The 23,898-nt window shown below is 72.7% G+C and carries 22 protein-coding genes, 3 tRNA genes and 1 other RNA gene; 14 read left to right on the top strand and 12 right to left on the bottom strand.

The genetic code is table 11. From position 1 onward, the window contains the following. Positions 1-107: 107 nt before the first annotated feature. From GMA12_RS01870 to mptB, 3 genes are all read right to left on the bottom strand, one after another. Positions 108-1,145: an acyltransferase family protein gene (locus GMA12_RS01870; protein WP_156266540.1), complete on the bottom strand. Its 1,038-nt coding sequence runs from the start codon at positions 1,143-1,145 to the stop codon at positions 108-110. A gap of 262 nt (positions 1,146-1,407) precedes the next feature. Next, positions 1,408-1,480 (bottom strand) — tRNA-Arg (locus GMA12_RS01865). Positions 1,481-1,549: 69 nt separating this feature from the next. Beyond that, positions 1,550-3,112: a polyprenol phosphomannose-dependent alpha 1,6 mannosyltransferase MptB gene (gene mptB, locus GMA12_RS01860; protein ID WP_370829901.1), complete on the bottom strand. Its 1,563-nt coding sequence runs from the start codon at positions 3,110-3,112 to the stop codon at positions 1,550-1,552. A gap of 156 nt (positions 3,113-3,268) precedes the next feature. Between mptB and orn the strand changes: the two genes are divergently transcribed. From orn to def, 3 genes are all read left to right on the top strand, one after another. Continuing rightward, a complete protein-coding gene (gene orn, locus GMA12_RS01855; RefSeq protein ID WP_162459348.1) occupies positions 3,269-3,886 on the top strand; it encodes an oligoribonuclease in 618 nt (205 codons plus the stop codon). Between the two features lie 121 nt (positions 3,887-4,007). Next, positions 4,008-4,081, top strand: a tRNA-His gene (locus tag GMA12_RS01850). A 100-nt stretch (positions 4,082-4,181) separates the two neighbouring features. Then, positions 4,182-4,754: a peptide deformylase gene (gene def / locus GMA12_RS01845; RefSeq protein WP_156266538.1), complete on the top strand. Its 573-nt coding sequence runs from the start codon at positions 4,182-4,184 to the stop codon at positions 4,752-4,754. A gap of 14 nt (positions 4,755-4,768) precedes the next feature. Here the strand turns inward: def and GMA12_RS01840 are convergent, their stop codons facing one another. Beyond that, positions 4,769-5,542: a YaaA family protein gene (locus GMA12_RS01840; RefSeq protein ID WP_162459347.1), complete on the bottom strand. Its 774-nt coding sequence runs from the start codon at positions 5,540-5,542 to the stop codon at positions 4,769-4,771. Between the two features lie 153 nt (positions 5,543-5,695). Here GMA12_RS01840 and rnpB point away from each other — a divergent pair. Beyond that, an RNA gene (rnpB, locus tag GMA12_RS01835) (RNase P RNA component class A) lies at positions 5,696-6,087 on the top strand. 26 nt (positions 6,088-6,113) lie between these two features. Here rnpB and GMA12_RS01830 read toward each other — a convergent pair. Further along, positions 6,114-6,848, bottom strand: coding sequence for a zinc ribbon domain-containing protein (locus tag GMA12_RS01830; RefSeq protein WP_156266534.1), 735 nt, complete (start codon positions 6,846-6,848; stop codon positions 6,114-6,116). Next, positions 6,845-7,813, bottom strand: coding sequence for a Nif3-like dinuclear metal center hexameric protein (locus GMA12_RS01825; protein WP_156266532.1), 969 nt, complete (start codon positions 7,811-7,813; stop codon positions 6,845-6,847). Before GMA12_RS01825 ends, GMA12_RS01830 begins: the two co-directional genes overlap by 4 nt. Positions 7,814-7,904: 91 nt before the next feature. Here GMA12_RS01825 and msrA point away from each other — a divergent pair, with 91 nt between their 5' ends. From msrA to epsC, 3 genes are all read left to right on the top strand, one after another. Then, positions 7,905-8,483, top strand: a complete 579-nt coding sequence (gene msrA, locus GMA12_RS01820; RefSeq protein WP_156266530.1) for a peptide-methionine (S)-S-oxide reductase MsrA — start codon at positions 7,905-7,907, stop codon at positions 8,481-8,483. A 128-nt stretch (positions 8,484-8,611) separates the two neighbouring features. Next, positions 8,612-9,547 carry a cysteine synthase A gene (gene cysK / locus GMA12_RS01815; protein ID WP_156266528.1) on the top strand — a complete coding sequence of 312 codons (936 nt, stop codon included), beginning with the start codon at positions 8,612-8,614 and terminating at the stop codon, positions 9,545-9,547. A gap of 186 nt (positions 9,548-9,733) precedes the next feature. After that, a complete protein-coding gene (epsC, locus tag GMA12_RS01810) occupies positions 9,734-10,318 on the top strand; it encodes a serine O-acetyltransferase EpsC (protein ID WP_062734582.1) in 585 nt (194 codons plus the stop codon). A gap of 105 nt (positions 10,319-10,423) precedes the next feature. Here the strand turns inward: epsC and gnd are convergent, their stop codons facing one another. After that, a complete protein-coding gene (gene gnd / locus GMA12_RS01805) occupies positions 10,424-11,881 on the bottom strand; it encodes an NADP-dependent phosphogluconate dehydrogenase (RefSeq protein WP_156266526.1) in 1,458 nt (485 codons plus the stop codon). Between the two features lie 241 nt (positions 11,882-12,122). On the opposite strand from gnd, the gene GMA12_RS01800 reads away from it, so the two are divergent. Next, entirely contained in the window at positions 12,123-12,386 is a 264-nt protein-coding gene (locus tag GMA12_RS01800; protein WP_156266524.1) for a hypothetical protein, read from the top strand. Positions 12,387-12,405: 19 nt separating this feature from the next. On the opposite strand, the gene GMA12_RS01795 is transcribed toward GMA12_RS01800, so the two are convergent. From GMA12_RS01795 to GMA12_RS01780, 4 genes are all read right to left on the bottom strand, one after another. Continuing rightward, positions 12,406-12,478 (bottom strand) — tRNA-Val (locus GMA12_RS01795). Between the two features lie 129 nt (positions 12,479-12,607). Then, positions 12,608-13,510, bottom strand: coding sequence for a Sir2 family NAD-dependent protein deacetylase (locus GMA12_RS01790; RefSeq protein ID WP_156266522.1), 903 nt, complete (start codon positions 13,508-13,510; stop codon positions 12,608-12,610). Between the two features lie 28 nt (positions 13,511-13,538). Further along, complete coding sequence (locus GMA12_RS01785) at positions 13,539-13,997, bottom strand: peroxiredoxin (protein ID WP_156266520.1); 459 nt, start codon at positions 13,995-13,997, stop codon at positions 13,539-13,541. A 37-nt stretch (positions 13,998-14,034) separates the two neighbouring features. Beyond that, positions 14,035-14,451, bottom strand: coding sequence for a DUF3052 domain-containing protein (locus tag GMA12_RS01780; RefSeq protein WP_162459346.1), 417 nt, complete (start codon positions 14,449-14,451; stop codon positions 14,035-14,037). Between the two features lie 434 nt (positions 14,452-14,885). Between GMA12_RS01780 and aceE the strand changes: the two genes are divergently transcribed. The 6 genes from aceE (at position 14,886) to GMA12_RS01750 (ending at position 23,003) form a co-directional block, all read left to right on the top strand. Next, positions 14,886-17,624, top strand: a complete 2,739-nt coding sequence (aceE, locus tag GMA12_RS01775; RefSeq protein WP_162459345.1) for a pyruvate dehydrogenase (acetyl-transferring), homodimeric type — start codon at positions 14,886-14,888, stop codon at positions 17,622-17,624. 107 nt (positions 17,625-17,731) lie between these two features. Continuing rightward, the gene (locus GMA12_RS01770) at positions 17,732-19,006 is read left to right on the top strand and encodes a PucR family transcriptional regulator (RefSeq protein WP_156266518.1); all 1,275 of its coding nucleotides are present in this window, start codon (positions 17,732-17,734) and stop codon (positions 19,004-19,006) included. Positions 19,007-19,084: 78 nt separating this feature from the next. Next, positions 19,085-19,999 carry an ACP S-malonyltransferase gene (locus GMA12_RS01765; RefSeq protein ID WP_162459344.1) on the top strand — a complete coding sequence of 305 codons (915 nt, stop codon included), beginning with the start codon at positions 19,085-19,087 and terminating at the stop codon, positions 19,997-19,999. 111 nt (positions 20,000-20,110) lie between these two features. Further along, complete coding sequence (locus GMA12_RS01760; protein WP_162459343.1) at positions 20,111-21,178, top strand: beta-ketoacyl-ACP synthase III; 1,068 nt, start codon at positions 20,111-20,113, stop codon at positions 21,176-21,178. A 207-nt stretch (positions 21,179-21,385) separates the two neighbouring features. Further along, positions 21,386-21,631, top strand: a complete 246-nt coding sequence (locus tag GMA12_RS01755) for an acyl carrier protein (protein ID WP_156266516.1) — start codon at positions 21,386-21,388, stop codon at positions 21,629-21,631. Between the two features lie 112 nt (positions 21,632-21,743). Next, on the top strand, positions 21,744-23,003 hold the full coding sequence (locus GMA12_RS01750; RefSeq protein WP_156266514.1) for a beta-ketoacyl-[acyl-carrier-protein] synthase family protein: 1,260 nt from the start codon (positions 21,744-21,746) through the stop codon (positions 23,001-23,003). A gap of 97 nt (positions 23,004-23,100) precedes the next feature. Here the strand turns inward: GMA12_RS01750 and GMA12_RS01745 are convergent, their stop codons facing one another. Further along, complete coding sequence (locus tag GMA12_RS01745; protein ID WP_047805220.1) at positions 23,101-23,604, bottom strand: DUF3145 domain-containing protein; 504 nt, start codon at positions 23,602-23,604, stop codon at positions 23,101-23,103. Between the last annotated feature and the right edge of the window lie 294 nt (positions 23,605-23,898).

Genomic DNA, 23,898 nt, shown 5'->3' with positions numbered 1-23,898 from the left:
GGCGGGCGGTGCCACGACCGCTCGACTCGTCACCGTGCGCGGGGGAGGCCGTCGCGGAACGACGGTCCGACCCGGCGCCGGGCGCGGCCGACAGTCGCGGCGTCCGCCTACTGCGGGCTCGGCGAGACCGGGACCCGCGGGTCGAGGAGTCTCTTGGCGCGCAGTGCCGGCTTCTCCACGAGAGTCCAGGACAGGAAGGCCAGGGGCAGCACCAGGACCACGGTGAGCATGATGTTCGCGGTCACGCCCCACGCCGCGGTGCCGAGCATGACCAACAGCTGCTGGACGGGATAGGCGTAGATGTACACGCCGTAGGACAGGTCCGTGCGGGTCGTCCAGTTCCGGGACGGCAGGGACCCGATGCCGAGGACCGCGACGGCGAGCGGGAACTGGCCGAACAGATCCGCCCAGCCCTCGTTGGTCAGGACGAGGTACACGGCGACGGCGGCCGCCACGTGCCACGGGCGTGGTCTCCAGCGATCCGACCAGGCCCAGACGGCCGCGCCGGCCAGGAAGTAGCCGGCGAGCCGGAGCCCGTTGAGGTAGAGAGTGGTGGTGACCTCCAGCGGGCCCTCGGCGAGCACACGGAGGCCGATGACCGCCAGGGCCAGTGCGGGCAGGACCCACCGGGCTCGCCGGACGGCCACGGAGAGGCTGAGCACCGCGCCGAGGGCGAGATAGGCGACCGCTTCGTAGAAGAGGGTCCACAGCGAGCCGTTCCACGCCCCGTCGACGGGAGCACCGGCGAGCGACCCGTCGATCTCCCACTGGGTGATCCGCAGTGCGCTGTTCGACAGCACGAAGCCCGCGGCCGAGCGCAGGTCGAAGGCCTGGCCGCCGAGGCGGGCGCCCAGCGGCGCGAAGATCGCGGCCACCACCAGGAGGCTGACGAGGAAGCCCGGATAGATCCGCAGGAGGCGTCGCCAGAGGTAGGGCACGAACGGTGTCCTCGTGCGGCTCTCCGCGATGAGATAGCCGCTCACCAGGAAGAAGCCGTTGACGGCCACGTCCGAGAGGAACTCCAGGCCGTGGCCGGAGGCACCGGTGAGCGGCCACGCGTGGCCGAGGATGACCATGGCCGCGAACACGATGCGCACGGCGTTGAGAAGGTTGTGACGGCTGCTCAGCCGGTCCTTGAGTGTCATGAGCGTCTGCACTCTCTGCGAGGGATCTCACCCGACCCCACGGGTGAGGACCGTATTCTCACATGCAAACGTCTGGGGCGCCATCACGATGCCACGGCATGACGGGAAAGCATCCGGCCGGCGCACGGACCGGTGGTCACCGCGCCGACCGGCCGGAGCCGCACCGGCGCCGCCGCACCGGCCCGTCCGCGCGGCCGCGGCAGGCTGCGCGGCCGCGTCGGCGACAGGGGTGCCGTTGCCTGTCCGGCTCGGCGCTTTCCTGTGCCCCAGGAGGGAGTCGAACCCCCGACCAAGAGATTAGAAGGCTCCTGCTCTATCCACTGAGCTACTGAGGCGGGCCGCCCGGGTCCGTGTCCCGGGCGCCGCGGACGAGTTTACCAACTCGCGGCGCCCCGCACGGGACCTCAGATGACGGCGCTCCGCACCGGGGGCTCGGAGCGGCCGCGGAGCCGGCGCCCGGTCGCGGGGTCGAGGAACCACAGGTACACCCCGTAGGACAGCGCCACGACCGCCGCGATCAGCCGGCCGGAGCTCAGGTCGAGGTCCAGGTACGGAAAGACGTCGAGCTGGTCCGAGACCGCGTAGACCATGAAGAAGACCGTGAGGAAGAACAGGACGTCCACCTGCCAGTCGCTGCGGATGCCCGTGACCGCGAAGAGCGGGATGAGCCAGACCACGTACCAGGCCTGGATCATCGGGGAGAACAGCACGATGGCCGCGAACGCCCAGGTCAGCCGCCGGATGATCCGCTCGTCGCGGCCCGTGAACATCAGCCACAGGATGACCGGCACGGCCAGGGCCTGCCCGATCGAGTGGACCGTGCCGCGCCACTGCCCGGCGTCGGCCCCCACCGCGGCGGCCAGGGCCGACGCCAGCCCGCCCAGCAGGCCCACGGGGGCGTACCAGATGGACACCGAGCCCGGGGTGGACATCGCGGCGACCCAGCCGAAGCCGAACCCGTTGAGCAGGCCCATCAGCCCGAGCAGGGCGAGTGCGCAGACGAGGGTGAGGAACCACACCACGAAGCGGCGCGTCCACGAGGCGTTCTTCCCCGCCCAGAGCAGGCCGATGAAGGGCAGGAAGACGAGCGTGATGGGCTTGACGGCCACGGAGAGGGTGACGAGCGCCGTGCCGGCCAGCCCGCCCTTCCAGTTGCGGTGCACCGCGGCCACGTAGGTGCCGGCCAGGGCCAGGGCCATCATGATCGCGTCGTTGTGCACGGAGACGATGAAGTTGGTGAGGAACAGGGGGTTGGCCACGCTGAGCCACAGGGCCCGGGCGGGGTTGATCCCGTGCAGCCGCGCCAGCCGCGGGATCAACCACATGCAGGCGATCACGGCCAGCACGCACAGCGCCCGGAACCACAGCACGGCCGCGTCCGGGTTCGCCCCGGTCACGGCCACCACGAGCTGCTCCAGCCACAGGAACAGGGGCCCGTAGGGCGGCGGGGACTCGGACCACATCTGGTCCGCGCCGAGCTGGAAGAAGTTGTCGATCGTGGAGACCCCGTGCTCGTAGGGATTCAGCCCGCTGGCCATCACCCGGCCCTGGCCGATGTAGGAGTACACGTCCCGGCTGAACAGGGGGATCGTCACCAGCATGGGCGCCGACCAGGCGGCGATGGCGATGAGCACCCACCGACCGCTGCCGGGACCCCACCGGCTCAGCTTCTGCCCCAGCCGCAGCCACTCCCGGACCAGCAGCATCCCGCCCACCGCGAGCAGCAGGATCGACACGATCGCGCCCGTGGTGGTGAAGCGCATCGCGATGATGACCGGCACCTGGCGCAACGGGGAGACGGAGGCCAGCCACCCGACGCCGAGGGAGCCGACGAAGAGCATGAGCGCGCCCACGGCGCCCATGAGCACGGTGCGCCACAGGGAGCCGGAGACGGACCGGGAGCCGCCGGGACCCGCCAGCGGCTCGGCGCCCTCGCCCGGCGCCGGCGTCCTCGAAGTGGTCTGCACTGCTCTCCCGATGCGCCCGTCCGGTGGCTGCGGGCGGCCGCGGCTGGGCGCAGCGCGGACCCGTGGTCGCCCCCGATCCTATCGTCGCCGCCGGGAGAGCACCCGGCAGGCCCGTGCACGCGACGGGGCGTCCGGCCGGCACGGTAGATTGTCGGGGTGGCTACTTCCAACGGACGCATTGTGTGGATCGACTGCGAGATGACGGGGCTGTCCCTCGAGGAGGACGCTCTCATCGAGGTCGCGGCCCTCGTGACCGACGACGAGCTCAACGTCCTCGGCGAGGGCGTCGACGTGGTGATCCGCCCCAGTGACGAGGCCCTGGCGCAGATGGGCGACTTCGTGCGGAACATGCACACGGCGTCCAAGCTGCTCGACGAGCTGCCCTCCGGCCTGACGATGGAGCAGGCCCAGGAGCAGGTCCTCGCCTACATCCGCAAGTGGGTGCCCGAACCGGGCAAGGCCCCGCTGGGCGGCAACTCCGTGGGCACGGACCGCACCTTCCTGGTCCGGGACATGCCGCAGGTCGTGGAGCACCTGCACTACCGCGTGATCGACGTCTCCACCATCAAGGAGCTCTCCCGCCGCTGGTTCCCGCGCGCCTACTTCCAGGCGCCGCCGAAGACCGGCAACCACCGGGCGCTGGGCGACATCCGCGACTCGATCGACGAGCTGCGCTACTACCGCCGCGCCGTCTTCGCCCCCGAGCCCGGGCCCGACTCGGAGACCGCGCGGGCCATCGCCACGGAGATCGCCGGGTCCCGCACCGGCGCCTGAGCGACCGGTTCCGCGCCGGGGCCGCCGCGGTCGTGACCGACATGGTCGGGCGCGGTCCGGGAATGCGGTATACTCGTATGCGTTGCCCAGCGGAAGCACGGTCTTCCGGCGGGCGTTCATGGTGGGCGTAGCTCAGTTCGGCAGAGCGCCTGGTTGTGGTCCAGGAGGTCGCGGGTTCAACCCCCGTCGCTCACCCGCTGTGAAAGGCCGTCCCGAGGACTCGGGGCGGCCTTTCGTCGTTCCCGCCCCGGCCCGTGCCGGGGCGACGCCCCCGGCAAGTCGAAGGAAGTGCGTCATGGCCATCCGCCCCGTGGTGATCACCGGCAACCCCGTCCTGCACCGCCCCGCCGCGAAGGTGACGGCGTTCGACGACGAGCTGCGCGCCCTCGTCGAGGACATGTACGAGACCATGGACGCCGCCCACGGCGTGGGACTGGCCGCCCCGCAGATCGGCGTGGGCCTGCGGATCTTCACCTACGCGTTCCAGAACGACGACGGGGTCCCGCCGCGCGGGGTACTCGTGAACCCCGTGCTGACCCTCGGCAGGATCTCCCAGGACGCCCCGGACCCGGACGAGGAGTCCGAGGGATGCCTGTCCGTGCCCGGCTACAGCTGGCCCCTCAAGCGGGCGGACTGGGTGCGGGTCGCCGGGGTCGACGCCACGGGGGCGCCGGTGGCCTTCGAGGCCAACGGCTGGTTCGCCCGGGTGATGCAGCACGAGTACGACCACCTGGACGGCAAGCTCTACCTGGACCGGCTCAACGACAAGTGGGCCCGCAAGGCCCGCAAGGCGGTCAAGGCCGAGGGGTGGGGCCGGGACGGCCACAGCTGGACCCCGGGGGTCGACGAGGACCCGTTCGGCCACTGAGCCGGCAGGACGGCTCAGTCCCCGGGCAGCACCAGCACGAGCTCCCCGGCCGAGCGGGCCGTGGGCTCCCGCAGTTCCGCCCGCCAGTGCTCCCCGGCCGCCGTGAGCAGGTCCTGCGGCGTCGCGAGGCCCTCGCCGTCGGCGGCGCGCTGCACCAGGTGACGGGCGAGCAGCCCGCGGGTGTGCTTGGCCATGTGCGAGACGACCGTGCGCGTCCCGCCCCGCTCCCGGACGACCTTGACCCCGACCGTCCGCTCCCGGGGGGCGCGCCACGCGGCCGCGTAGGCGGCCGAGCGGCAGTCGACCACGAGGCGGTCCTCCGCGGCGGGTCCGAGCGCGGCGGGCAGGTGGCGCTTCCAGTGGGCCGCGAGCTTGCCCAGCCGCGGCAGTTCCGTCCCCATCGACAACCGGTAGGCCGGGATCCGGTCCGTGGGCCGCACCGCGCCCCACAGGGCGGAGACGACGACGAGGGAGGCCGCCGCCGCCTCCCGCTGCGCGGCCGTGAGCCCGGCCGGGTCCAGGGCGTCGTAGAGCACCCCGGTGTAGACGTGCAGCGCCGGCGCCGCGGGCTCGGCGCCGAGGCGGGTGTTGCGCTCGACCTCCCCGCGCAGCCGCTCCCCCACACCCAGCACGTCGAGGGCGTCCGCGCGGGCGCTCGCGCTCGCCAGCTCGGCGAGGACCTGCTCACGGGCGGGTGTGAGCTCGGGAAAGGCGAGGGTCCCGGTGTCGACGGGCTCGCCGGAGCCGGGGGTGGTCTTGGTCTCGGAGGGGGGCAGCAGGATCAGCACCCGCAGAAGTCTAGTGACCCGCGCGACCGCGCACGCCCCACCGTCGGGTGCCGCCGGGCCCACCGTGGGACCGGGGGGGAATCGGATGAGGTCGGACCGTCCAGCCGGATGCGGGCTCGGACAGGGGCCGGGGCGGGTAGGATGGACGGCGGACAGGCCGGCCGGGTGACCGCGGGCCGCGGCCCCCGGGTCCGCGGCGCGAGGAAAGTCCGGGCTCCGCAGAGCAGGATGGTGGGCAACGCCCACTCGGGGGAACCCGCAGGAAAGTGCCACAGAAAACAGACCGCCCGCCCCCGGTGCGTCCGGGCAGCGGGTGAGGGTGAAAAGGTGGTGTAAGAGACCACCAGCGCGCCGGGTGACCGGCGCGGCTCGGTAAACCCCATCCGGAGCAAGGCCAGACAGGGTGCGCCCGAGGGCTGCTCGCCCGAGCACCCGGGTAGGCCGCTGGAGCCCGCCGGCAACGGCGGGCCTAGATGGATGGTCACCAGCACGGCCCGGGCGACCGGCCGTGTGCACAGAACCCGGCTTACAGGCCGGCCTGTCCCTCGTTCCTCCCCCGGCCCGCCGGCGCTCAGCCGCGGACCAGGATGACCCCGCACTCCGGGCACGTGAGCACCTCGTCCGGGGCCGCCGCCCGGAACGTCGCGGCGTCCGTGGGACTCAGCGCCGTCCCGCAGGACCCGCACACGCTGCCGCGCAGCTCCGCGGCCGCCGGGCGCTCCGTGCCGCGGCCGGTGCGGATCCTCTCGTACCGGGCGACCAGCGCGGGCGCCTCCACGGCCTGCGCCGCGGCCGCGCGCGTGCCCGCCAGCTGCTCGCGCTCCGCGGTGAGAGCCTGGCCCTCCTCGTCCCGGGCGGCCACGCGCCGCCGGGCGTCCGCGTCCGCCGCCCTGAGCCGCGGCGTGATGCGGGCACGGTGCTCCGCGGCGTCGTCGAGCTCCTGCATCAGCTCCAGCTCCGCCTCCTCGGCCGCGGCCAGCTGGCGGGTGCGGGTGTCGATCTCGTGCTGCAGCCCCATGAGGTCCTTGGCGGTCCCGCCCTGCTCCAGGCGGCGGCGGTCCTTCTCGATGGAGGCCTGGACGCGGGCGACCTTCTCCTCCGCCGCGGCCAGCCGCTGCCGGATGCCCTGCTCCGCCGCGTCGAGCTCCTTGGCCGCGGCGACCGCCCGGGCCCGCAGCTGCAGCGCGGCGGCGACCTCGGGATCGGCTCTCAGCTCCGCGATCCGGGCCGCGATGCGGCGCAGCCGGGCGTCGACGCGCTCGAGCTCCAGGAGCGCTCGTTGCTGCTCGGGCGTGGCGGTGCTCATGCTGGTCCTCCTGCGGTCGGGCCGGGACGGTCGTGGGCGGCGTGGGCGGCGGATCGGTGGCCGGGGTCGGCGTCGAGGTCGGGGCTGGCGTCGGAATGGTCGACGCGGAAGTCCCACGGGTCGGAGCGCCGCACCGAGACCTCGACCGCCACCTCGTGGCCGCGCGCGGCGAGCGCCGCGCGCAGCGCAGCCGCGCCCACGGGCAGCCAGAGCCACTCGCTGGCGAAGTGGGAGAGGTCCACGAGGCAGGGGGTGCCGCCCGCGCCCGGGCCGAGGGCCGCCTCGCGGGCCTCGGAGGCGGGGTGGTGGCGCAGGTCCGCGGTGACGTAGACGTCGGCGCCGCTGGCCCGCACCTCGTCGAGGAGGGAGTCCCCCGCCCCGCCGCACACCGCGACGCGGCGCACCGGGGTGTCGGGGTCCCCCGCCACGCGGACCCCGTGGGCGGTGGGCGGGACGGCGGCGGCCAGGCGCCGTGCCAGCTGCGCCAGGGACACCGGCTCGGGCAGCTCGCCCACCCGGCCGATGCCCACGGTCGGGTCGGCCGGGTGCGGGGCCAGCGGCGTCGTCGTCGTGAGCCCGGCGGCGCGGGCCACGGCGTCCGAGACGCCGTCCGGGGCGGAGTCCGCGTTGGTGTGGCAGGCGAGCAGGGCGCACCGGTGCTCGATGAGCTCGTGCACCACCGCGCCCTTGAAGCCGTCCGCGGCCACGGACGTGACCCCGCGCAGCAGCAGCGGGTGGTGGGTGACGAGCAGGTCGGCGCCGGTGGACACGGCCTCGGCCACCACGTCGGCCACGGGGTCCACGGCGAAGAGGATCCGGCGCACGGGCTGCTCCGGGCGCCCGGTGACGAGCCCGCTGGCGTCCCAGGGCTCCTGCAGGTGCAGCGGCCAGAGCGCTTCGACGGCCTCGAGCACCTCCGACAGCGTGGGGGCGGACCCGGGCGGGGACGTGCTCTGCTGGCTCATGGGCCCAGTCTAGGAGTCCGTCCGCCGGGGGCCCGGGCGGGTCGGGGCGGGGCCGCGGGAATGTTGCGCGCGGCGCGGTGTTGTACGGGGCATGGCCTCTCCCGAGTTCGACGACGCACGCCCCGTCCCCGACGACCGTCCCGCCTCCGTGACCTTCGTGCTCGCGGGCGGGTGCTTCTGGTGCCTCGACGCGGTGTACCGGATCACGCGCGGCGTCACCGCCGTGGTCTCCGGCTACACCGGCGGCGCCACGGACCGTCCCACCTACTACGAGGTCTGCTCCGGCAGCACCGGGCACGCCGAGGCGGTCGCTGTGACCTTCGACCCCGCCGTGGTGCCGGCGGACGTGATCCTCGACCTGTTCTTCACCGGCCACGACCCCACCACCCTCAACCGGCAGGGCTACGACGTCGGCACCCAGTACCGCTCGGCGATGTTCTGGGCCGACGACGCCCAGCGGGAGCTGTTCGCGGCCGCGATCGAGCGCACGCAGCCGCTGTGGGACCGGCCGATCGTCACCACCCTCGAGCCGCTGGGCACGTTCTGGGAGGCCGAGCCCGAGCACCAGGACTTCTACGCCGAGCAGCCCTGGAACGGGTACTGCCAGGTGATCATCAACCCCAAGCTGGCCAAGGTCCGGCAACGTTACTCCGCGTGGCTTACCGCGTAGTAGCAGTTGCGGAGCCTGGCTAGGCTGAGCTAGGACCGCGCCGCCGCGGGCACCCCCAGGGTCCCGGCGGCCCAGGAGCACGATCCCACCCCACCGAGAACCGACCACGCAGAAACCGAGGTACGCACATGGCGAAGATCTACAACGACGTCACCGAGATCGTGGGCCGCACCCCGCTCGTCCACCTGAACCGGCTCGACGAGGGCCTGCCCGGCAACGTCGCCGTGAAGCTGGAGTTCTACAACCCGGCCAACTCGGTCAAGGACCGGATCGGCGTGGCCATCATCGACGCCGCGGAGAAGTCCGGCAAGCTCAAGCCGGGCGGCACGATCGTGGAGGGCACCTCCGGCAACACCGGCATCGCCCTGGCCATGGTCGGCGCGGCACGCGGGTACAAGGTCATCCTGACCATGCCCGAGACCATGTCCACGGAGCGCCGGGTCATGCTGCGCGCCTACGGCGCGCAGATCGTGCTCACCCCCGGCGCCGAAGGCATGCGCGGGGCGGTCGACAAGGCCCGCGAGATCGTCGACAGCACCGAGAACGCCGTCCTGGCCAGCCAGTTCGCCAACGAGGCGAACCCGGCGGTCCACTACGCCACCACGGGCCCCGAGGTCTGGGAGGACACCGAGGGACAGGTCGACATCTTCATCTCGGGTGTGGGCACCGGCGGCACCATCACCGGCGCGGGCCGGTACCTGCGCGAGCAGAAGCCGGACATCCGCCTGCTCGTGGTCGAGCCGGCCGACTCCCCGCTGCTGACCCAGGGCAAGGCAGGCCCCCACAAGATCCAGGGCCTGGGCGCGAACTTCGTCCCGGACATCCTCGACCGGGAGATCTACGACGACGTCTACGACGTGACCGTCGAGGACTCCGTGCGCGTGGCCCGGGAGCTGGGCACCAAGGAGGGCATCCTCGGCGGGATCTCCTCGGGCGCCATCGTGTGGGCCGCCCTCCAGGAGGCCGCCAAGGAGGAGAACCGGGACAAGCTGATCGTGGCGATCGTGTGCGACTACGGGGAGCGCTACATCTCGACGCTGCTCTACGAGGACATCCGCGGCTGATCCGGCCCGGGCCTCCGCGCCGACGACCCGCCCCTTCCGGGAATAGCGCCGCCTCCCGGCGACGTTGCCCCGGAGGTGGGCGGGTCGTTCCGGTTTCGCACCCCGCAGCCGGCCCGCGTCGAACCGCGCCGCGGACCGGGCCGCCGCCCCCGGAAGAACCGACCCCCGGAAGAACAGAGGAAGACCTTGAGTTTCTGGAGCAGACTCGCCGAGGACCTGCAGACGGCCCGCACGCACGACCCCGCCGCCCGCTCCCGGCTGGAGATCGCCCTCAACTACTCGGGTCTGCACGCCATCTGGATCCACCGCCTCTCGCACCTGCTGTGGCAGCACCCGGAGCGGCGGCTGCTCGCCCGGACGGTCTCCCAGCTCGGCCGGTTCCTCACCGGCGTCGAGATCCATCCCGGCGCCGTCATCGGCCGCCGCTTCTTCATCGACCACGGCATGGGCGTGGTCATCGGGGAGACCGCCGAGATCGGTGAGGACGTGATGATCTACCACGGGGTGACCCTCGGCGGCCGGTCCCTGGAGAAGGTCAAGCGCCACCCCACCGTGGGCGACCGGGTGGTCATCGGCGCCGGGGCGAAGATCCTCGGTCCCGTGGAGATCGGGGCGGACTCGGCGGTCGGCGCCAACGCCGTGGTGGTCAAGGACGTGCCGGAGGACGCGATCGTGACCGGGATCCCCGGCAAGGTCCGCCCGCGCACCCCGGAGAAGCAGCAGCCGCTGGTGGACCCCTCCACCTACATCGACCCCGCGATGTGGATCTAGGCAGCGCCGATCCAGGAAGCGCCGGCCACGGCGACGCGGGAGGGCCGCGCACCCGACGGTGCGCGGCCCTCCTGCGTTCCGGCGGGTGCCGGGGCGGGGTCGGGTCTAGGCGACGACCTCGGAGCGGTCCCCGGACCACAGGGTGTGGTAGACGCCCTCCGCGTCGTCGGTGCGCCGGTAGGTGTGTGCCCCGAAGTAGTCCCGCAGCCCCTGGGTCAGGGCCGCGTTGAGGCGGGGGCGGCGCAGCGAGTCGTAGTAGTTCAGGGTGGAGGCGAACACCGGGGCCGGGATCCCGCGCTCCACCGCCCGGGCCACCACGCGGCGCCAGGACGGCAGGGCGTCCTCGATCGCGGCGACGAACTGCGGGGCGAAGAGCAGGTTCGCCGGCGCCGCGTCCCCCTGGTAGGCCTCCATGATGACCTCCAGCAGCTGCGCCCGGATGATGCAGCCCTCACGCCACAGCGACGCGATGGTCGCCAGGTCCAGCTCCCAGCCGTACTCCGCCCCGGCCATCGTGAGCATGTCCAGGCCCTGGGCGTAGGACACGAGCTTGGAGGCGTAGAGGGCCTTGCGCACGTCCTCGACGAACTCGGGGTCGCCCACGACGTCCTCGGTGGTCCCGCCGATGCCGGCCGGCAGCACCTGCTGGGCCTCCAGGCGCATCGCGGGCTCGGCGGAGGACAGCGCGCGGGCGAAGACGGACTCGGCGATCGCGGTGACCGGGGAGCCGAGCTCCAGGGCCTCCTGGACGGTCCAGCGGCCGGTGCCCTTCTGGCCCGCGGCGTCGACGATCACGTCGACCAGCGGAGCCCCGGTGCGGGCGTCGACCTGGGCCAGCACGTGGGCGGTGATCTCGATGAGGTAGGAGGCCAGCTCCGTGGTGTTCCACTGCTCGAAGACCTCGGCCTGCTGCCCCGGCTCGAGTCCGGCGACGGCGCGCAGCAGCTCGTGCGCCTCGCCGATGACCTGCATGTCGGCGTACTCGATGCCGTTGTGCACCATCTTCACGAAGTGGCCGGCGCCGTCCGTGCCGATCCAGGCGCTGCACGGCTTGCCGTCCTCGGCCTTGGCGGCGATGTCCTCCAGCAGCGGCCCCAGCGCGTCGTAGGACTTGCGCGGGCCGCCGGGCATGATGGACGGCCCGAGCAGGGCGCCCTCCTCACCGCCCGAGACGCCGACACCGACGAAGTCGATGCCCTGCGCGGCCAGCTCCCGCTCCCGGCGCCGGGTGTCCTGGAAGTAGGAGTTGCCGCCGTCGATGATGATGTCGTCCTTCTCCAGCAGCGGCACGAGCTGCTCGATCACCGCGTCCACCGGCGCCCCGGCCTTGACCATCACCAGGATGCGGCGGGGGGTCTCCAGGGAGTCGACGAGCTCCTGGAGGGTCTCGGTGCGGATGAAGTTCCCCTCGGAGCCGTGGGCGGCGAGGAGGGCGTCGGTCTTGCCGACGGAACGGTTGTGGAGGGCGACGGTGTACCCGTGCCGGGCGAAGTTGCGGGCGAGGTTGGCGCCCATGACCGCGAGGCCGGTCACGCCGATCTGAGCTTTCTGTTCTGCTGCCATGCCCCCAGCCTACAAACACTGGCGGGCAGCTCCGTCCGGTGCCCGTCCGGCGCCCCGCGCACGGGTCCTGCACGGGCGTCCGGCCGCGGACGACCTCCTGCCGCCGGGCCTTGCCCAGGGAGCCGGTGGACGCCTCGCCGGCCACCCTGTGTCACAAACGCACGCACCGGGTCGCGGGCCCTACCCTGGTGCCAGCGCAGCAGAGCCCGAGGGGGTAGGGATGCAGGCGTGGAGGAGAACGGTGATCGGGGCCGTGGCGTGTGCCGCACTGTGGTCCGGCCCGGGATTCGCACCGGCCGCCGCCGCCAACGGCAAGGTCGACCTGGTCGTGGGCGGCAAGGAGGTGCTCAACGAGGCCACGATCGACCGCGCCAGCGAGAGGGCGGCACGACTGTGCGGGGGGAAGGCCTCCGCCTACGTGAAGAAGGCCCAGAAGGCGGACCGCGAGGGGAGCATCGTGGTCGTCTGCAGGCTGCCCGGGGGCAAGCAGGTGTACTTCCGCTAGCCGCGGCCCGCGCGGCACGTGGGTCCTACCGGGATCGAACCGATGACATCCACGGTGTAAACGTGGCGCTCTACCAGCTGAGCTAAAGACCCTGACAACCGGGTGGACGATTTCCGCAACCGCCAGCACCCGGTTCCCGAACAGGCTACCCGTTGCTACCAACCAGTAACCGTGCCGGGCGCCCGTCGCGGCTGTGGCGTTCGCCACATCCGGGCTCCATTCTACGGGCGGGCGAGTCGCTGTTCGAGCCGGACCAGGAACGCGGTGGCGGGGGCGTCCACCTTCACCCGGGCGGCGGCGTCCCCGCGGGTCCGGCCGTGGTTGACGATCAGCACGGGCAGGCCGGCCCGCACGGCGTGCCGGACGAACCGGCGGCCCGAGTTCACGGTGAGGGAGGAGCCGACCACCAGGAGGGCGTCGGCGGTGTCCACCATCCGCAGCGCCCGCAGCACACGGTGCCGCGGGGCGTTCTCGCCGAAGAAGACGACGTCGGGCTTGAGGATCCCGCCGCAGACGGGGCAGTCGGGCACGCGGAAGCCCGCCGTGCGCGGCAGCACCGCGTCGGCGTCCGGGGCGAACTCGATGTCCTCCGGCGAGCCGATCGAGTCGTAGAAGCCGGGGTTGAGCCCGTCGAAGAGGTCGGAGAGCACCGCCCGCGGGATCCGCGTGCCGCACCGCATGCACAGCACGCGGGTGTAGCGCCCGTGCAGGTCCACGACGTTGAGGGAGCCCGCCGCCTGGTGCAGGCGGTCGATGTTCTGCGTGACGACGCCGGCGACCGCTCCCGCGCCCTCGAGCCGGGCGAGGACCCTGTGGCCGGGATTGGGGTCGGCCCGCTCGAGGTGCCGCCAGCCGTACTGGTTGCGCGCCCAGTAGTGGCTGCGCATCGAGGGGCTGGCCATGAACTCCTGGAAGGTCATCGGGGTGCGCGGGGCCGAGCCGGGGCCGCGGTAGTCCGGGATCCCGGAGTCGGTGCTGATCCCCGCACCCGTCAGCACCGCGGTCCGGCGCCCGGCCAGCAGCGGCACGGCCGCGTCGAGCCCCTCGTCCAGTCCCACGGCGTCGGGATCGGGGAACTGGTCGGGACTCACGGGGGCGCCGTAGCCGGCGCGCACGGTGGGCATCGCTGGTCGCTCGGACGGCGCCGGGGCGTCAGGCCGGCAGCTTGGCCAGGGCGGCGCGGTAGGCCTCGAGCTCCCGCGGGGTCCCGGGCTCGGCCCGGAAGGCGTCCACGACGACGCCCTGGGCGTCGAGCACGAACGTGGCCCGCTCCGCCTGCCCCGACACGGGGTCGAAGACGCCGTAGCGCTCGGCCACGGCCCCGTGCGGCCAGAAGTCCGAGAGCAGGTCGAACTCGAAGGACTCCTCGCGGGCGAACGCCCGCAGCGCGTACTTGGAGTCCACGGACACCGCCAGCAGCTTCACGCCGGCGTCGTCGAACACCGCCAGGTTGTCCTGGAGCCGGCACAGCTCCCCGGTGCAGGTCCCCGAGAAGGCGAACGGGTAGAAGACGATGCTCACGGGCCTGCCCCGCAGTCCGCTCAAGGTGACCGGCTCGCCGAACTGGTTCGGCAGCGTGAAGTCCGGGGCGGTGTCGCCGATCTCGGGCATGGGTGGTCTCCTCTGGTGTGGACGCCGGGACGCGTGCTCAGACGTTGCGCTTGGGCATGAGGCGGGTCGCGGCCCAGTCCGCGCTGACCCGCGCGGTCGTGGTCACGTGCAGGCCCGCCGTGGGAGCCGCCTCCTGGACCTCGGCGGGCGGCACGTAGCCGTCGCGCCCGGCCTTCGGGGTCAGCACCCACACCACGCCGCCCTCGTCGAGGGTGGTCTGGACGTCCACCAGGGTGTCCACGAGGTCGCCGTCGCCCTCGCGGAACCACAGCAGCACGGCGTCGACGACCTCCTGGTCCTCCTCGTCGAGCAGATCGGAACCGATCAGGTCCTCGATGCCCTCCCTCAGGTCGAGGTCGACGTCCTCGTCGTATCCGAACTCCTGGATGTAGTCGCCATCCTTGAAACCGAGCTGGACTACCGCGTCACCCGCGGTGGTCTTGGCCTCGCTCACTGTTCTTGCTCCTTCTGGGATCGGGCCGACGAGCGACCGCGCACTGCGTACCGGTGCGGGGCTCCGCCTGCCCGTCGGCGGACCGCGGGGGCACGGTGGCGGGCCGGATACCGGCTTCATCCTCCAGACAACACCGGATCAGGGTCTCTTTCAAGCTCCCGCACGGTGACGCCCTCCCGAATCGCGGGCCGCGCCCGCGTGTGACGGTCCGTCCCGGGTGTGGAAACATGGTGCCAACAGACACCCCGTACGCCTGGAACACCCCGCCGGCGCGATCCGCACGGCGGGCCGGTCCCCGGACGCCCCACCCCCGCGGGTGGCGCCGGGAAGCGGAACGGTCGGCGGGTATTTTGAGACTGTCGGAACAGCCCGGCCGCGCTCGCGCGTGCGCTCGCCCGGGTCCCGCCCGGCAACTCGACGAAGAGAGGTTCAACGTGCCTTCATCCAGCAACCACCACATCCTCAGTGGCTTGACCAACAACCTCAAGGACTCCGACACCGAGGAGACCCGGGAGTGGATCGAGTCCTTCGAGGGCCTGATCGAGACGCAGGGCACGGAACGGGCGCAGTACATCATGCGCGCCCTGCTCCAGCACGCCGGCGCCAAGAGCGTGGGCGTGCCGATGGTGACCACCACCGACTACGTCAACTCGATCCCCGTGGACCAGGAGCCGGAGTTCCCCGGTGACGAGGAGGTCGAGCGGCGCTACCGCGCGTACCTCCGCTGGAACGCGGCCGTGATGGTGCACCGGGCCCAGCGCCCCGAGATCGGCGTGGGCGGGCACATCTCCTCCTACGCCGGCGTGGCCACCCTCTACGAGGTGGGGCTCAACCACTTCTTCCGCGGCCCCGAGCACCCCGGCGGCGGCGACCAGGTGTTCTGGCAGGGCCACTCGGCCCCGGGCAACTACGCGCGCGCCTACCTGGAGGGGCGGCTCACCGAGGAGCAGCTGGACGCGTTCCGCCAGGAGAAGACCAAGGCGCCCCACGGCCTGTCGTCCTACCCCCACCCGCGGTCCATGCCCGACTTCTGGCAGTTCCCCACCGTGTCGATGGGCATCGGCCCGCTCAACGCGATCTACCAGGCCCAGTTCAACCGCTATCTGCACAACCGCGGCATCAAGGACACCTCCGACCAGCACGTCTGGGCGTTCCTGGGCGACGGCGAGATGGACGAGGTGGAGAGCCGCGGCGCGCTGCAGCTGGCCGCCAACGACAAGCTGGACAACCTCACCTTCGTGGTCAACTGCAACCTGCAGCGCCTGGACGGGCCGGTGCGCGGCAACGGCAAGATCGTCCAGGAGCTGGAGGCCTTCTTCCGCGGCGCCGGCTGGAACGTCATCAAGGTCCTGTGGGGCCGGGAGTGGGACCAGCTGCTCGCCAAGGACCGGGACGGCGAGCTGGTCCGGATCATGAACGAGACCCTCGACGGCGACTACCAGACCTACAAGGCCGAGTCGGGCGGGTTCATCCGCGACCACTTCTTCGGGAAGTCCCCGGCCACCAAGGAGCTCGTCGCGGACATGAGCGACGACGAGATCTGGGAGCTCAAGCGCGGCGCGCACGACTACCACAAGGTCTACGCCGCGTACAAGGCCGCCATGGAGCACAAGGGCCAGCCGACCGTCATCCTGGCCCAGGGCGTCAAGGGCTACGGGCTGGGCAGCCACTTCGAGGCGCGCAACGCCACCCACCAGATGAAGAAGCTGACCCTGGAGGACCTCAAGGCCTTCCGCGACCACCTGCGCATCCCGGTCTCCGACGAGCAGATCGAGGACGACCTCTACAACGCCCCGTACTACCACCCGGGCCCGGACGCCCCGGAGATCAAGTACTTGCTCGAGCGGCGCAAGGAGCTGGGCGGGTTCGTCCCGGACCGCCCGCACCGGCAGCAGGAGATCACCCTGCCCACCGACGCGGCCTACAAGTCCGCCAAGAAGGGCTCGGGCAAGCAGATGGCCGCCACGACCATGGCCTTCGTGCGCATCCTCAAGGACCTGCTGCGGGAGAAGGACTTCGGCCACCGGATCGTGCCGATCATCCCGGACGAGGCCCGCACCTTCGGGATGGACTCGTTCTTCCCCACGGCGAAGATCTACAACCCCAACGGGCAGAACTACCTCTCCGTGGACCGCGAGCTGATGCTCGCCTACAAGGAGTCCGTGCAGGGCGTCATCCTGCACCCGGGCATCAACGAGGCCGGGGCGAGCGCGGCGTTCACCGCCGCCGGCACCTCCTACGCCACGCACGGCGAGCCGATGGTCCCGGTCTACATCTACTACTCGATGTTCGGCTTCCAGCGCACGGCCGACGAGTTCTGGGCGGCGGCCGACCAGCTGACCCGCGGGTTCCTCATCGGCGCGACCGCCGGGCGGACCACGCTCACCGGCGAGGGCCTCCAGCACGCCGACGGGCACTCCCCGATCCTGGCCTCGACCAACCCCGCGGTGGTGCACTACGACCCGGCCTACGGCTACGAGATCGCCCACATCGTCCGGCGCGGCATCGAGCACATGTACGGGACCCGTGACGAGGACCACGACGTCATGTACTACCTGACGGTCTACAACGAGCCCTACCAGCAGCCGGCGGAGCCGGAGGACGTGGACGTCGAGGGCATCCTCAAGGGCATCTACCTGCTCAAGCCCGCCGAGAAGGACGGGCCCCGGACGCAGCTGCTGGCCTCCGGCGTGGCCGTGCCCTGGGCCCTGGAGGCCCAGCGGCTGCTCGCCGAGGACTGGGGCGTCTCCGCCGACGTGTGGTCGGTGACCTCGTGGGTCGAGCTGCGCCGCGACGGGCTCGCCGCGGAGAAGGAGTCGTTCCTCAACCCGGGCGACGGGACGCGGACGCCGTTCGTGGCCCAGCAGCTCGCCGGGGCGACCGGGCCGATCGTCGCGTCCTCGGACTTCAGCTCGGACCTGCCGGACATGATCCGCCAGTTCGTGCCCAACGACTTCGCCTCGCTGGGCACCGACGGGTTCGGCTTCGCCGACACCCGGCAGGGCGCCCGCCGCTTCTTCCACGTGGACTCGCACTCCATGGTGGTGCGCGCGCTCGAGATGCTCGCCAAGCGGGGCGAGGTCGACTGGCGCACCCCGGGCGAGGCGATCGAGAAGTACCGCCTGCACGACGTCAACGCCGGGACCTCGGGCAACGCCGGCGGCGACGCCTGAGCCGAGCCCACGGGAGCCCGACGGCGCCCCGGCCACCCGCGCGGGTGGCCGGGGCGCCGTCGTCGTCACGGTCCGGTGCGGGCGGGGACGTGCTCTAAGCTCGGGGCATGGCAGGACAGGACGGGAACCCGACGACGCGCTGGCTGCGCCCCTCGCGCAAGCGGCCCACTGACAAGGCCCGTCCCGCCACCCCGCCGCACCCCAAGACCCTCGAGAACCTCAAGGCGAACCTGGGGGCGATCTCCACGGTCGCCACCCGCCGCCTCGAGACGGACCTCGGCTGGTTCGAGGAGCTGCGCGCGGACGAGCGCTCCGAGCTGGGCCTCGTGGCCCAGCGCGGCATCTCCTCGTTCGTGCGCTGGTACGAGGACCCGGAGGAGCCCCTGTGGGTGCTCACCCAGGTCTTCCGCAGCGCGCCGACCGAGCTGACCCGGTCCATCTCGCTGCAGCACGCGCTGCAGCTGCTGCGGATCGTGGTCGACGTGGTCGAGGAGAAGGTCCCCGAGCTCGCCAAGCACCACGACGAGGCCGCGCTGCGCGAGGCCGTGCTGCGGTACTCGAGGGAGATCGCCTTCGCCGCGGCCGACGTCTACGCGCGGGCGGCCGAGAACCGCGGGTCCTGGGACGCCCGGCTGGAGTCCCTGGTGGTCGACGGGATCCTGCGGGGCGAGCACTCGGACTCCCTGCGCTCCCGGGTCGCGGCCCTGGGCTGGGCCTCGACCGGCCCGGTCACCGTGCTCACCGGCTCCGCGCCGGAGGCCACCGGTCCCGCCACGGTCGCCCGGCTGCGGCGGCTGGCCGCCCGCCACGCGCAGGACTCCCTCGTCTCCATCCAGGGCGACCGGCTGGTGCTCATCCTCGGCGGCCTGGTCGAGCGGGAGACCGCCCTGGAGAAGCTCACCGCCGCGTTCGGGCCCGGCCCGGTCGCCTACGGCCCGGAATCCCCCACCATCTTCGAGGCGGGCCGGTCCGCCCGGCTCGCCCACGCGGCCCTGTCCGTGGCCCCCGCCTGGCCGGCCGCACCGCGCCCGGTGCACTCCGAGGACCTGTGGCCCGAGCGGGCCATGGCCGGGGACGAGGCCGCGCGCGCGGCGATGATCGAGTCGGTCTACCGCCCGCTGACCCGGTCGGCCACCGGACTGGCGGAGACCCTGTCGGCCTACGTCTCCGTGGGCCACTCGCTGGAGGCCACCGCCCGGGAGCTGTTCGTGCACGCGAACACGGTCCGCTACCGGCTGCGCCGGATCTGCGACCTCACCGGCTGGGACCCGCTCGTCCCGCGCGACGCGTTCGTGCTGCACTGCGCCCTGCTCGCCGGGCGGCTGGCCGACTCCTGCGCCCCGCTCGACACCTCCGCGCCCGCCGCGGCACCGGTCTTGTAGCTTCCCTACAAACACCGCCGCACGGGTTGGTGGTCTCCACGCCCGCGCCGCGCGGCGCTTCCTTGCCAAGCTGTGAGGGTGATCGCGATCGTCTGCCCCGGACAGGGCTCCCAGAAACCCGGCTTCCTCACCGAGTGGCTCGCCCTCGACGGCGTGCGCCCCCACCTCGAGCGGCTGGGCGAGGCCGCCGGCCTGGACCTCGTGCACTACGGGACCGAGGCCGACGAGGAGACCATCAAGGACACCGCCGTGGCCCAGCCGCTCATCGTGGCCGCCGGGCTCGTGGCCGGCCGGCTGCTGGCCGACCGGATCGGCACCGCGCGGGAGGACCTGGTCCTCGCCGGGCACTCCGTCGGGGAGATCACCGCCGCCGCCCTGGCCGGCGTGCTCACCGAGGAGGACGCGATGGCGTTCGTCCGGACCCGCGCCAACGCCATGGCCGCGGCCGCCGCGGCCCTGCCCACCGGCATGAGCGCCGTCCTGGGCGGGAAGGAGGACGAGGTCCGGGAGGCGATCGAGGCGGCCGGGCTCACCGCCGCCAACGCCAACGGCGGCGGGCAGACCGTCGCCGCCGGCACGCTCGAGCAGCTCGCCGCCCTCGCCGAGCACCCGCCCGCCCGGGCCCGCGTCGTGCCCCTGAAGGTGGCCGGGGCGTTCCACACCGAGCACATGGCCCCCGCCCTCGAGCCCCTCCGCGAGCTCGTGGCGGGCCTCTCCCCCGCCGACCCCGTGCACCCCCTGCTCTCCAACGCCGACGGCGCCCCCGTGGCCTCCGGCGCGGCGGCCCTCGACGCGCTCGTGGCCCAGGTCTGCCGCCCCGTCCGCTGGGACCTGTGCATGCAGACGCTGCAGGAGCGCGGCGTCGAGCAGCTGGTCGAGCTGCCGCCGGCCGGCACCCTGGTCGGCCTGGCCAAGCGGGGCATGAAGGGCGTCCCGGCCCTGGCCGTGAACTCCGCGGAGGACCTGGAGCAGGCCCGGAGTATTCTTGTCTGACGTCCGCCAGCGCACCCGGTGCGCAGCACGTCCCGAGGCCGGAGCAGCCGCCCCGCCCCGCCCAGCCGGCCCGACCGCCGCGCCCGGCCGCACGAAGGAGCAACGACCCCTGTGGTGACCCTGAAGCAGCAGCAGACCAACGCGCACTCCCGCATCCTCGGCCTCGGGGTCTACCGCCCGGACGTGGTCGTGACCAACGACGACGTGTGCCAGTGGATCGAGTCCTCGGACGAGTGGATCCAGCAGCGCACCGGCATCCGGACCCGGCACCGCGCCGCCGAGGAGGTGAGCGTGCTGGACATGTCGGAGCACGCCGCCCGGGAGGCGCTGGCCGCCGCCGGGATCGAGGCCTCTCAGCTGGGCGGGGTGATCGTCTCCACGATCTCCTTCCCCTACCTCACCCCCTCGGCGGCCGCGGCCCTCGCCGAGCGGCTGGGCGCCACCCCGGCGCCCGCCTTCGACATCTCCGCGGCCTGCGCCGGCTACTGCTACGGCATCGCCCAGGCCGACGCCCTGGTGCGCTCCGGGGCGGCCGACTACGTGCTGGTCATCGGCGTGGAGAAGCTTTCCGACGTCATCGACAACAGTGAGCGCTCCATCTCGTTCCTGCTCGGCGACGGCGCCGGCGCGGCGGTGGTCGGCCGGTCCGAGACCCCCGGCATCGGCCCGTCCGTGTGGGGCTCGGACGGCTCCAAGTGGGACGCCATCCGGATGACCCACCCGCTCACGGACATCCGTGCCGTGGAGCAGGGCCGGGGGCGCACGCCCTCCCCCGACCTCCTCGATCCGGAGACCGGCGAGGTGCGCGAGGACGCGACCCTGTGGCCCACCCTGCGCCAGGACGGGCAGACGGTCTTCCGCTGGGCTTCGTGGGAGGTCGCCAAGCGCGCCCAGGAGGCCATGGACGTCGCCGGGGTGGGCCCCGAGGACCTCGCCGCCTTCATCCCGCACCAGGCGAACATGCGGATCATCGACCAGATGGCCAAGACCCTGAAGCTGCCGGACTCCGTGGTCATCGCCCGCGACATCGCCGACGCCGGCAACACCTCCGCCGCCTCCGTCCCGCTGGCCACGCACCGGCTGCTCGCCGAGCACCCGGAGCTGTCCGGCAAGCTGGCCCTGCAGATCGGCTTCGGCGCCGGCCTGGTCTACGGGGCGCAGGTCGTCGTCCTCCCCTGATCCCCGGCGGCACGTGCCCGGATCCCGGTCCGGGCACGTGTCGGACCCGGCGCGGGGCCTCTGCGACTCGTCGTAGGGTTGAACCGCACACCCGATGTCCCCCGGCCCGGCCGCACGGCCTGACCGGGACAGATGCGCCCGGCACCCGCCCGGGAGCGCCCGTCACCACCGGCTGCCCGGCAGCCGCAGAGAAAGGAAGCCACCACCATGGCGAGCAAAGAGGAAATCCTGACCGGCCTGGCGGAGATCGTCAACGAGGAGACCGGTCTGGAGACCGAGGCGGTCCAGCTCGAGAAGTCCTTCACCGAGGACCTGGACATCGACTCCATCTCGATGATGACCATCGTCGTCAACGCCGAGGAGAAGTTCGACGTGACCATCCCCGACGAGGAGGTCAAGAACCTCAAGACCGTCGAGGACGCCGTCAACTTCATCGACAACGCCCAGGCCTGAGTCGGCCGGTCGTCAGCGGGACGCGGCGGGGCGCAGGAACCGCCGCGTCCCGCCGACCCGCACCCGGGCGGGCCGCCCACCGCTTCATCCCAGGACACGAGGAAGTGCAGTCATGACCCGCAAAGTAGTCGTCACCGGTCTCGGTGCCACCACCCCGATCGGTGGCACCGTCCCCGAGCTGTGGCGCAGCGCCACCACCGGCGTCTCCGGTGTCCGCGCCATCGAGCACGACTGGGTGGACACCTACGATCTCAGCGTGCGGATCGCCGCGCCGGTCTCGACCCCCGCCGGCGAGGTGCTCTCCCGCGTCGAGGCCAAGCGCCTGGACCCCTCGGGGCAGCTGTCGGTCATCGCTGCCCGCGAGGCCTGGGCGGACGCCGGGTTCTCCGGACCCAACGCCGAGGACTCCGCGGAGGTCGACCCCGACCGTTTCGCCGTCGCCTTCGGCACCGGCATCGGCGGGGTCTGGACCCTGCTCGACGCCTACGACACCCTGCAGAAGCGCGGGGCCCGCCGCGTCATGCCGCTGACCGTGCCCATGCTCATGCCCAACGGCAACGCCGCGGCCGTCGGCATGGACCTCAAGGCCCGCGCCGCCTCGATCACCCCCGTCTCGGCCTGCGCCTCCGGCACGGAGGCCTTCTACCAGGGAATGAACCTCATCCGCTCCGGCAAGGCCGACCTCGTGGTGGTCGGCGGGGCCGAGTCCGCGATCCACCCCGTGACCATCGCCGCGTTCTCCTCGATGCAGGCGCTGTCCAAGCGCAACGACGAGCCCCAGCGCGCGTCCCGGCCCTACGACACGGCCCGCGACGGCTTCGTCATGGGCGAGGGCGCCGGCGCCGTGGTGCTCGAGTCGGAGGAGCACGCCAAGGCCCGCGGCGCCCGCGTCTACGCGGAGCTGGCCGGAGCCGGCCTGACCTCCGACGCCTACCACATCACCGCGCCCGACGACGAGGGCCGCGGCGCGGCCCGCGCCCTCGACGAGGCCATGCAGACCGGCGGGTTCGCGCCGGCCGACGTCAAGCACGTCAACGCCCACGCCACCTCCACCCCCCGAGGCGACGCCCCCGAGGCCGGTGCCCTGCGGCGGGCCTTCGGCTCGGCCGTGGACGACATGTGCGTCTCCGCCACCAAGTCCATGACCGGGCACCTCCTGGGCGGCTCCGGTGCCGTGGAGGCCGTGTTGACCGTGCTCGCCGTGCACCACCGCACCGCCCCGTGCACCATCAACCTGGAGAACCAGGACCCGGAGATCGACCTCGACGTCGTCACGGAGGCCCGGGAGCTGCCGGGCGGGGACTTCGTCGCCGTGTCCAACTCCTTCGGCTTCGGCGGGCACAACGCGGTCGCGGCGTTCCGCACCGTCTGAGCGGACCGCCCGGCACACGCCACGAGGGTCGCCCCGCAGCGCGGGACGACCCTCGTGGCGTGTCCGGCCCCCGGAGGCGGAGCGGGAACGGGTACGCTCAGCCGACCCGGTGCAGCCAGCGCACCGGAGCGCCCTCCGCCGCGTGCCGGAACGGCTCCAGCTCCTCGTCCCAGGCCTCGCCGAGGGCCAGCGAGAGCTCGTTGATCACCAGCAGCGGGTTGCCGGCCGCGGTCTCGTAGGCGTAGCGGATGCGGTCCTCGGAGACCATGATGTTGCCGGCGGCGTCGGTGGTGGCGTGGAAGATCCCGAGGTCGGGGGTGAAGGACCAGCGCGCGCCGTCGTGGCCGCGGGAGGGGTTCTCCGTCACCTCGAACCGGAGCCGGCCCATCGTGCGCAGGGCGGAGGCCAGCAGCGCGCCGGTGCCGGCGGGGCCCGACCACTCGAGCTCGGCGCGCACGGTGCCCGGCTCGGCGTTCTGCTGGGTCCACTCGAGCTCCGTGCGCTGGCGCGCGACCGACTCCAGCGCCCACTGGATGTGCGGGCACAGCGCCTGTGGCGCGGAGTGCACGTAGAGCACTCCGCGCGTGGTGGGTGAAGACATGACCTGCTCCTCCGTCGTGTAGGTACGTCTTCCCCAACGCCCTGCACAACGACGGCCCCACCCGCCGGGTCGCGGTGTACGCCGCTCCCGGGCGATGCGATTGTGCGGCCGGCCCGTGCACCGCGGGGATTCGAGGCCCGCACGGCGTCCGGTCGGCCCGGTGCCGTACCCGCCGTCCCGGTCCGCGACCTGCCGGCCGGTCCGGGACGGTGGATACACTACGCGTCTCATTCAACTGCACAGTTTCCGGGGCCGTCAACCTGTGCGACGTCGCGCGGCCGTCGGCGCGCGGTC

It is taken from the genome of Kocuria sediminis (assembly GCF_009735315.1).
GTDB lineage: Bacteria > Actinomycetota > Actinomycetes > Actinomycetales > Micrococcaceae > Kocuria > Kocuria turfanensis.
This window is presented reverse-complemented; position numbering and strand designations above follow the sequence as displayed.